This is a genomic window from Bartonella sp. CL435QHHD, assembly GCF_042195095.1.
Lineage (GTDB): Bacteria > Pseudomonadota > Alphaproteobacteria > Rhizobiales > Rhizobiaceae > Bartonella.
This window is the reverse complement of record NZ_JBHINS010000083.1, coordinates 211,993-220,117: the sequence shown is the minus strand read 5'-3', so window position 1 is coordinate 220,117 and position 8,125 is coordinate 211,993. Positions and strand designations below refer to the sequence as shown.

Annotated in this window: 7 protein-coding genes and 4 pseudogenes; 9 read left to right on the top strand and 2 right to left on the bottom strand. The window is 41.5% G+C overall.

Translation table 11 applies throughout. The features are described 5' to 3' along the window. The 5 genes from ACFILH_RS09120 to ACFILH_RS09100 form a co-directional block, all read left to right on the top strand. The coding region (locus ACFILH_RS09120) for a hemagglutinin repeat-containing protein (protein WP_375667687.1) at positions 1–2,338 on the top strand (2,338 nt) is incomplete at its 5' end. Beyond that, on the top strand, positions 2,335–2,748 hold the full coding sequence (locus tag ACFILH_RS09115) for a hypothetical protein (RefSeq protein WP_375637901.1): 414 nt from the start codon (positions 2,335–2,337) through the stop codon (positions 2,746–2,748). The genes ACFILH_RS09120 and ACFILH_RS09115, both read left to right, overlap by 4 nt. A 3-nt stretch (positions 2,749–2,751) precedes the next feature. Beyond that, positions 2,752–3,516 (top strand): hypothetical protein, encoded by a 765-nt coding sequence (locus ACFILH_RS09110; RefSeq protein ID WP_375658215.1) that lies wholly within the window; start codon positions 2,752–2,754, stop codon positions 3,514–3,516. After that, on the top strand, positions 3,513–3,929 hold the full coding sequence (locus tag ACFILH_RS09105) for a hypothetical protein (RefSeq protein WP_375658216.1): 417 nt from the start codon (positions 3,513–3,515) through the stop codon (positions 3,927–3,929). The genes ACFILH_RS09110 and ACFILH_RS09105 overlap by 4 nt, the downstream gene beginning before the upstream one ends. 180 nt (positions 3,930–4,109) lie before the next feature. Next, positions 4,110–4,469 (top strand): hypothetical protein, encoded by a 360-nt coding sequence (locus ACFILH_RS09100; RefSeq protein WP_375667686.1) that lies wholly within the window; start codon positions 4,110–4,112, stop codon positions 4,467–4,469. Between the two features lie 51 nt (positions 4,470–4,520). Here the strand turns inward: ACFILH_RS09100 and ACFILH_RS09095 are convergent, their stop codons facing one another. Together ACFILH_RS09095 and ACFILH_RS09090 are read right to left on the bottom strand one after the other, a co-directional pair. Beyond that, the gene (locus ACFILH_RS09095; protein ID WP_375646451.1) at positions 4,521–4,721 is read right to left on the bottom strand and encodes a helix-turn-helix transcriptional regulator; all 201 of its coding nucleotides are present in this window, start codon (positions 4,719–4,721) and stop codon (positions 4,521–4,523) included. Positions 4,722–4,930: 209 nt separating this feature from the next. Beyond that, a pseudogene (locus ACFILH_RS09090) lies at positions 4,931–6,098 on the bottom strand (tyrosine-type recombinase/integrase). Between the two features lie 201 nt (positions 6,099–6,299). On the opposite strand from ACFILH_RS09090, the gene ACFILH_RS09085 reads away from it, so the two are divergent. The 4 genes and pseudogenes from ACFILH_RS09085 (at position 6,300) to ACFILH_RS09070 (ending at position 8,125) form a co-directional block, all read left to right on the top strand. Then, positions 6,300–6,563 (top strand): tail fiber domain-containing protein, encoded by a 264-nt coding sequence (locus ACFILH_RS09085; RefSeq protein WP_375660562.1) that lies wholly within the window; start codon positions 6,300–6,302, stop codon positions 6,561–6,563. Then, positions 6,563–7,575, top strand: a pseudogene (locus ACFILH_RS09080) (hypothetical protein); the annotation flags it as partial. The gene ACFILH_RS09085 and the pseudogene ACFILH_RS09080, both read left to right, overlap by 1 nt. Next, positions 7,570–7,857: pseudogene (locus ACFILH_RS09075) on the top strand (glycoside hydrolase family protein); the annotation flags it as partial. The pseudogenes ACFILH_RS09080 and ACFILH_RS09075, both read left to right, overlap by 6 nt. A 66-nt stretch (positions 7,858–7,923) precedes the next feature. Then, positions 7,924–8,125 (top strand): annotated as a pseudogene (locus ACFILH_RS09070) (hypothetical protein).

The following is an 8,125-nucleotide window of genomic DNA, read 5'->3' as shown; positions in this document are numbered from 1 at the left end:
TAACGCAAAAGAAAAGCATGAAAAGTCTTTTGCTGGTGTGACAACTTCCGTTGATATCGGTGTCCTTGGCACGGTACAAGGCTTAAAAGATTCAGCGGACCGCATGAACAATAAGGATGGCAATAACACCGTTATTAATGGCATACTGACTGGCATGAAAATCAGTCACCTCTTTAATAAAGGAGAGAACTTTATTAATTGGCTGACTGGCAATACGGGGGAAAAGGGGAACACAACCAAAGGACTGAGTAGCTCATTAGGAGGGGTGGGGGGCTCCACCAAGGATGCTCTTGCCAATATGGCTGGTGCATCTGGCAGTGTAACCGTGGGCTTTAAAACTGAGAAAACAGAAGCCTCTTCTCAAGTCTCCACAGCGGTGACAGATAGCATAGAAGGCGGACGCGCTGTTAACATGCAAGCCCACAAAGGCAGCATTCATGGTGTTGGCGCTGATATTATCGCTGGTACCAATCCAATCTATGTGCTGGAAAATGATGCACAGAGCGGAAATATCACTATGGAAGCAGGTGAAGATATCATCTTTGAAAGTGCACAAAACACGCAAAGCACACAAAACAGCAGTGAAAGTTCTTCAATGAGTGTTGGCACCGGTTATGGCACGGGTGGCGCAGGGGCAACGGGTAGTGCTGCTTTTAGTCAAGGGGAAGGTTCCAGTGAGGAAGTTCAACACAAAAACAGCCATATTATAGGTAGCGGCACTGTTCATACCACGAGTGGGGCAAACACCACATTGGCAGGCGCCGTGGCTTCTGGAGAGCGTGTAGAAATGGAAGTAGGGGGTGATTTTGCCATTATCAGCCGCAGTGATACGGGACAAACTTCCAGCAAGCAAAACTCTGTTTCTGTTGGGTTTGGTGCTGGACAAACGGGTGGTGGGGGCTCCATGAGTGCCTCTTTCCAAAAGGATAAATCCTCTAGCGATTATCATAGTGTTGTGGAGCAATCAGGCATCAAAGCCGGTGATGGCGGCTTTAATATCATAGTTAAAGACAAAACAACGCTGACCGGAGGCATCATTGCCAGCACCGCGCCGGCAGATAAAAACAGCCTGACCACTGGAAGCATTAGCACCAGTGATATCAGCAACAGTGCCCATGCTAAAGCCAGCAGCCATGGGTTTAGCATTTCTGGGAATGACACGATAAAGAACATTGCCAAGAATGTTTTAAATCACGGCAAAGCCAAGGATGGAGCAGAAGGGGAAACCAAATCTGCTATCAGCGATGGGACTATCATTCTTACTGATACAACTGGACAGAGGGCGATGGGGCAAGATGCTGGACAAATCATTGGCTCTCTCAACCGCAACACCGCTACAGCCCACCAAGCCGTTGCACCGGTGGACGCCACATCGCTTGAGGGAGCAGTGCATAATCGCCTAGATATGATCAATGATTTATCGGATGAAGGATTGGGATACTGGGACAAAGTGCGCGAAGTCGCAAATGTTAAAGAGCATCCAGTAGGTGAGATTGCGCATGATGAAAATGGCAAAGTACTCTATTTAACCGATGAAAATGGAGAGTATATAAAAGACAGCGATGGAGAATATATCACTCTGTATCACTTTTTAAATGCTGAAGATGAGCAGTATTTACAAGCTGGCTCTGATGGCAACAGGCGTATGTTCTATAATGGTATTTTTAACACACCAGATGAAGCAGCGCGTAATGCGGTTCAGTTAGCTGATAATGAGCATGAACCCCTTTATTTTACATACCACCCACAAGCTAAAGACAGGCTCGTAGAGATCGGAGTAGCGATTTATGAGTATTTTGGGAGATGGAGTAATTCGACCAAGAAGTTACAAGATTTTATCTATCGTTATGGCAATACAGGGGCGATTGTTAGTGCGCATAGCCGTGGTAGCTTGACAGTGGGCAATGGAATGCGTGACTTTGAACAGCATGGCATTCACGGTATAGCAGAAAAAACAGATATCTATCTTTTTGGACCAGCTGATAACTCTCAATCAATAGCGAATGCACTCTATTATGTGAGTGATGGTAAAAAAGATCATATTTATTTACAAAACCATATATTCGATCCCATTGGTACAGGAATTGGTCACAATCTACCTACTTTTTATAAGGCACCCTTAAGGTTCCCTTATGCAATATTTCCACCAGCAACTCCAATGATAGAGCAAGGGAAAGCTCTAGGCGGCTTTAAATCTAGCACCCATAGGTGTTATGGTAATGCGTCGGCAGCATGTAAACGTGATTATGGAGCACATCATAATGATAATACAAAAATTTATGCACCTTATGCAATTTTAGATAATTTAGGTTTAGGTTATTTATGGAGAAAAAAATGAATACACTGTTTAAATTATTGAGTGGGATAGTTTTATTAAGTATAGCTGGATGTGACATTGAAAACATTGACAAACCTGCTCCAGGGTACGTGAATATGTGGGAGAAGACAGGAGCAGATTCTACTGAGGTAGGAAAAGCCTTATTAGAATGTGGAATGCCGAGTCTTATCGATCCTGATTCAGAAAATAAAGAGGTAAACAATAATGGATGGGCAACAATTGATGCCTGTATGGTTCAAGCAGGATTCCACTATAAAGATAAATGGGGAGGAACTTGGTGTCAAAACTATAAAGCCGAAAACTTGCCCATTTGTCAGCCTGGTGCTGTCATCCCGAAGAGAAGTGTCGAAAAGCGCTTAAACAGCCCGTTTTGTAAAAGAAGTCCAGTACAACCTGAATGCAAGCCTTAAGTGATGATCAACAATCTGCCATCCTTGCCTTCACTTGGAATGGCGCGATTGTTTCCTCACGCACATTATTTAACGGATGAAGAACAACAGAATTTACAAAAAGGTTCTGATGGCAAGGTTCATTTTTTCCTCAATGGTATTCTTACAACACCAGATGACGCAGCCCATAATGCGGTTCAGTTGGCTGATAACAAGAATGATCCACACTATTTTCTGATGTTCCCTCATAGCGATTCGCGCTTGGTAGAGTTGTTCATTGCAGGGTATCAGTATGCTCTAGAAGGTAAGTTGGGTATTTTGACCAATTCGACGAAGAAGTACCAGAATCTGTTGTATAGCCTTGGCAATATAGGATTGCATACTGATGCGCATAGCCGCGGCAGTATGACAGCGGGCAATGGATCGCATGATTTAGAAAAGCATGGTGTTCATGGTATAGCAAAGAAAACAACGATTAATTTCTTTGGACCAGCTTATAATACTCAAAACATGGCAGATACGTTATATATCTTAAGTGATGGAAAGCAGGATTATGTAAACTTGGAAAATCATAAATATGACGTTGTGGGTACAAAGATTGGCAAAAATCCTTACACTTTTGAACAAATACCTCCTGGAAGTGGTCCCTGGAAAGAGAGAGGGCAAATATTTAAGGGCTACCCAAGTGTTCATGCTTGTTATGGTCATGCCGGTGATGCTTGTACATGGCGCTACGGTTCACCTAATCGTACGCCAATTTATTCAAAATATTCAGGAAGAAAAAAATGAAGAAAATCTTGAAATTATTAAGTGGTCTCATTCTGTTAAATATTGCTGGATGTAACATTGATAAGCCTGCTCCAGGGTATTTGAGTATGTGGGAGAAAAATAGTGTTACTGATTTTACGGAGATAGGAAAAGCCCTATTAGAATGTGGCATGCCAACGCCTTATGATATCGATCCAGAAAACCAACAGCAGAGTATTAATGCTAAAGCAACAACTTATGCTTGCATGCTCCAATCAGGATTCCGCTATAAAGATGAAGAAGTAGCAAGAGCGGGAGGGCCATGTTATACTTTTAAAGAGAAAAACTTGCCCATTTGTCGTCCAGGCGCTGTTGTTCCACAGCGAAGTGTCAAGAAGCGCTTAAACAGCCCTTTTTGTACAAAGCATCCAGAACAACCTGAATGCGAGCCTTAAGTCTTGCTGTTTGTGATGATCAACAATCCCACTATTCTTGCCTTTTCTTGGAATGGCGGGATTGTTTCCTCAACCAACCATTTCAATATTGTTCACCGTTGTTTAAACAGCGATGACAGGAAATATCAACAGGCTTATGAGCTTTTTTATTGTAAATAAATCCATTGAAAGAGGGGAATAATGAAGAAAATCTTAAAACTGTTGAGTTGTATAGCTCTGTTAAATACAGCTGGATGTGTTAACTCAATTCCCTCACTTTCTCCAGCATTATGGAGAAATAAAATACTTTTAGAATGTGGAGTACCGGACCTTAATAAGGTTGTGGCGCTAGATTTGAATCAATTTGCCAGTATTGAAATGTGTATGGCGCAATCAGGTTTTCGCCCTAGCTTTACAATACAAGATTGGTGTGAGAACCATAAATCAGACAACCTTCCCATATGTCGTCCTGGTGCTGTCATGCCTCAGCGAAGTGTTGAGAGACGCTTAAATAGCTCTTATTGTAAAAAGCATTCAGAACAACTTGAATGCAAACCTTAAGTCTTGCTTCAGCAGAGAAAGCCTTGTCCGTCCTTACGTGACAAGTTTTTTTTATGCCGCGTCGTTATAACGTTGCTGTTTTGCTTGCTCGATGACATTCAAAAGATCCGATTGTAACCAACGCGATAAAAAACCCAATTTTAGGGGTTTGGGGAGAGATCCATTGGTAACATGACGGCGGAATGTTGAGACACTCATATGAAGCAATTTTGCACTTTCACGATCTGTCAAAAGAATATCATTTTCTGTCATACTAAAATCCTTTCACTCTCAAAAAATGGCAACAAATCATAACCATTTATTAACCACATTTGGGTTCATTTTTAAAGGTATTTTATTTATATAAAACAATATTTTATCATACAATTTCTAATGTGATAATTTATGAGTCTTATTGAGAAAGAATGAGAGAGAAGAGAGCTAAAGTTATCCACAGATAATGGGGTTATTCACCCCATATCTTAAGATTGACCCGTGACATAAGCCGCCCATTTATCCATATAGACACGGCGCTGTTCTAGATAATCAGTACGACGATAGGCACGCTCTACTTTACCTCCTACTGTATGACTTAGAATGGTTTCAGCGACCTCATAGGGGGCATCGGTTGTTTCAGCGAGCCAATTGCGTAAACTAGAACGAAAACCATGCGGGCAGGCTTCAATTTTATTTTTTCTCATATACGCCGCCATCATCGTATGTGAAAGAGGACCACGACCGGTAAGTGAAAAGATGAAATCACTTTTAGAAATACAGCGGGCTTGTTCAATTACTTTTAATGCTTCAGATGATAAGGGGACGCGAAATTCTTTTGTTGTATCACGCTTTCCTTTCATATTCTCAGCAGGTATGGTCCATATATCCCCATCAATTTGATCTTTATGAATATGACGTAAAGGGTTAGAGCGAACCCCTGTAAGGATAAGCAAGCGCAAAGCAAGATGTGTTATGTTTTGTGTTTTACAGAGGAACTGATAAAAAGCTGGTATATCTTTCCAATCCATTGCTGGTCTATTAGTGATCTTATGACGTTGTTTTCCTAAGAGAGCACGTGCTTTTTCTGTTGCTTGTAAATCAACATTCAAACCCAAGGCAGCCGCATGTTTGAGACAAAGATTAAGACGTATCAATGCTGCTTGGGCTGTTCCAGCTTTTGTATGCCAAATGGGGGCAAGGGTATTGCGTATCTCTGTTTGGGTAATCTCTGAAACGGGTAAACAGCCTAACTTGGGAAGAATATGAAGGCGTAAAGGTGTAAACCAATTTCCATTTTTACCGTCACCTTTTAATTCAGCTTTACGAGTTTCAAAAGTATCTAGTGCAATATCTTTTAAGTAATGGAGATTGCTTATTGCCTCACGCTTTTGTTTTTCACGTTCTTTAATAGGGTCACGCCCTTCACGTAAAACAGCCCGCCATCCTGTTGCCAATTCACGGGCTTGTTTTAAAGAAACATCTCTTAAAGCACCCAAGCCCATTTCGCGACGCCGCCCATGAATGGTATAACGATAAAGCCATTGAGCACCACCATCTTTACGCTTATGAAGTAACAAGCCGGCACCATCATTATATTTGCCAGCTCGTGGGTGTTGCGACAGCCCTTGCATTAAGACGATTCATAAGAACCATTTTTAGTCCTTTCTTATACAAATTTTATCCACACACTCATCCCACTTGTTATGTGCAAGTAAGTGGTTTTAGTTGATTCAACATAAACAGATTTGAAATGAGAGAATCCTACGTTATTCGAGACTCTAATTCAATATACAAAACAGTAAATTATCATTATAAATCAATATATTGTTGTAGCCAAAACCTAATCCATGAGAGATTGTTGGAAATGTTGGAACTATCCTTGGTACTTTTGCTGGGCTTAGCGACATCAGATCGAAAGAAAATATTGTACGAGTAGGGCAGCGAAATGGACACAAACTCTATGAGTATAATTACAAGGGTTATCCAGAGCGCTATCGCGGGGTGATGGCACAAGACGTTTTGAAGTCAAAGCCTGAAGCTGTTTTCTTGCATAAGGTGACAGGCTTTTTGCATGTTGATTATGGCAATCTTGGCTTTGAGATGGAAAGGGTGCGGTGATGGAACAAGAAAACACGAATTCTCTATCAAAGTTGTTTGATCCAAAATTTTTGCGTCCCTTGATATATCAGGGTATGTATCAATTGCCAAAGCATTTGTTCGAACAGCTTTCTACGCCTCCAAGCACGCCGTTGGAAGGGCGATACAAGCCAAGTTTTTTAGAACGTGCTGCTTTTAGCACAAACCCTTTTGATGCGAGCAATGGGGATAATACTCCACAAAAATTGAGTCCTACAGAGCTTATTCGTGGTTCTCAAGCAGGGACAGAACAAGCTGGGAAAAAACGCCAGCAGAATTGATTATGTCTACAGATGATTTAAAGCGCCAAATGCCTCTATTACCGGATGTTTCAAAGGATACTGTTAAGATACAAGAGGCGCCAGAGCAACAAAAGCATGACTTCTCAGAGCAGGGAGGTGTTGCATCAATGATTCCTCAATCTCCACTTGTTGCGAACATTGATTAGTCTAGTGGGGATGAAGCTGGGCGACAGCAAAAAGATGTGATGGATTATATTGCTCAACTTAATGAGAAATCTATAGCGGAAAACTCTTTGAAAAACGATTCTGGAAATGATGAGGAAAAGCTTTTTGAGGCACCTATAGGAGAAGAAAAACATTTGAATGCACACTTACCAGAAGAGGAACATTTAAAAGCAAGTGGTGATCTTGAACAAAAAACAGATTATATCAAGTCACTTGATAACTTTGTTCAGACAGGAGCAAATCCAAGTAGCTTATGGGAGCGTTTTAGAAAATCAGAATTTTCCGAGCATTTAATGGATTTTTTTGCAGGGCTTGCGTTAGGAAAGACACCACAAGAAAGTTTTTCAAATGCATCTATCCTTATGCGGCAGGGCAACAAGGAACACGCACAACATAAACAAACTTTGCAATTTTTACGCTCTAAAGGGTATAGCGATGAAGATGCGCAAGCACTCACACAATATCCAGATCTTGCCATGAAAATCATAGGCAACACGTTAAGCCCTCAAGAAGGCTATAGAACATTGCTTAAAAGGCTTAATCGGGGTGATTATGAAGCTGTACCAACCGAATTGCAGAAAATGGACCAAAGCCAAGAGGCAAACGTTTACAAGGTCTTGTACTCCGGCGTGTATCAGAGGCAGGGCTATGGACGAAAGGGGCTTGTGCTTCTGCTAATTATCAAACAGTAGAAACGGGGGGGTAAAGCAGAAGCATTGGCACCCATTATTGGTTCTTTCTCAGGTCTTGGCGGTTTTTTAGCGGGCAATGGTCTAGTTCAATGGGCTTTAGCCGCCATTATGGTTTGAGCCGCATATGCTGGCATTTTCTTTGTTGCTAAACGTTTTCAGGAGCACTGCCTATGAATCTTATGGATGAAAAGAAATCTGATGCTAACAGGTGCGGCTTTAGACGCTTTTTTTTATGATTTTAGCAAGAGCCTTTACTCTTGGAAAAAAAGCAGAACAACAAAAGCAAACAGAAAAAGCTTTAAAAGCAGCCACAATACGTCTGGAGGTGGAAAGTGAAGTTAATCAAAAAAGTGCTGCTGATGTGCGTGCTGCTCTCTTTGATTGA